Genomic DNA, 1521 nt, shown 5'->3' on the forward strand with positions numbered 1-1521 from the left:
GCCTTGGGTGTCGACTCGGTTCGATATCGTGCTCGCGCCTGTTTGAGTCGGTGCCGGATTTTAGAACCAGCCACATAGTCAAAGGAGATATCCGTGGAAGAAACAAAGGCTGCAAGTCTGCAGGACGTGATTGATAACCAGCCCGACCTGGTTGAGTATTTTTGGAACCGGCCGACCGGAACCCATAGCCGCATCACTGGCGGACTTTCCCCCGTGCCGCCGGAGTGGACGAACTGGCGTGACGAACAGCGGGCCTGGCGCGAGAGCGCGGTGATTTTCGATCAGTCTGCTCACATGCCGGAGATCTTCCTCAGCGGACCGGATGCGTTCCGGCTGCTGAACACTGTTGGAGTTAACAGCCTGGCCAACTTTGGTCCCGGGGTGGCCAAGCAGTTTGTCGCCTGCAATTCCCGGGGCCAGATTATCGGTGAATGCGTGCTTCAGGATCTTGGCGAGGGCACGTATGAACTTATCAGTGGCAAGCCGATCCTGAACTGGGTCCAGTACCAGGCTGAAACAGGCGGCTACGACGTCACCATCGAGCGGGATGAGGTCGCCTGGGAAAACCCGAACCGGCGCAAATTCCGGTTTGGAATGGACGGACCCAACGCGTGGGCGATCTTCGAAAAGGTTATTGAGGGACCCACCCCTGAGATCAAGTTCTTCCACACGGGCAAAGTTCGGATCGCCGGCGTGGACGTGCTCGCCCTTCGCCACGGTATGGCAGGGCACCGCGGTGTCGAGCTTTCCGGCCCCTTCTCGGAATACCAGCGCGTGCGCGAGGCCATTCTGGAAGCCGGCGCCGAGTACGGCCTGATCCCGGGTGGTTCCAAGGCCTACTACAGCGCCCTGGTTGAGAGCGGATGGATTTCCTATCCCCTCCCGGCCATTTACTCCGGCGAGGACGAGGCCGAGTACCGCAAGTGGCTGCCTGCTGATTCTTGGGAGGCACGGTTCCAGCTCGGCGGAAGCTTCCAGCCCGGTGACATCGAAGACCTCTATGTGACCCCTTATGAGTTTGGTCTGGGGTCAATCGTGAAGTTTGATCACGACTTCATCGGCCGTGCCGCCCTGGAAGAGATCGCACAGGCCCCGAACCGGGTCAAAGTAGCGCTGGAGTGGAACAAGGAAGATGTACTGAAGGTCTGGGGTTCACAGATCGGCGAAGGACCGACCTACAAAGCAATTGAATTCCCGATCAGTGATTATGCACAGATACACCGTGATGCCGTGCACACACTAGATGGCCGGTTCGTGGGGCTATCCACGCACGGTGGCTACACGGCGAACGAGAAGGCCGCAGTGTCACTGGGCCTTATCGACCCCGAATACGCCCAGCCCGGCACCGAGCTCATCATCACCTGGGGTGAACCTAACGGAGGATCGGCAAAGGCAGCAGTCGAACGCCACCAGCAGACCACCATCCGCGCCACAGTAACTCCCGTTCCGTTCGCAAAAACAGTACGGGAACTCAAGCACCAAACCACCGGCGCAACAGCCCACTAACACCACGGCAAAACC

1 protein-coding gene is annotated in these 1521 nt (G+C 59.2%); it reads left to right on the forward strand.

Annotated elements, in window-relative coordinates:
• Nucleotides 1–93 precede the first annotated feature (93 nt).
• Nucleotides 94–1506 carry an aminomethyl transferase family protein gene (locus tag ACFRAH_RS24260; protein ID WP_377993444.1) on the forward strand — a complete coding sequence of 471 codons (1413 nt, stop codon included), beginning with the start codon at nt 94–96 and terminating at the stop codon, nt 1504–1506.
• The last annotated feature ends 15 nt before the right edge of the window (nt 1507–1521 follow it).

It is taken from the genome of Arthrobacter sp. NPDC056727, from assembly GCF_042790555.1.
GTDB lineage: Bacteria > Actinomycetota > Actinomycetes > Actinomycetales > Micrococcaceae > Arthrobacter.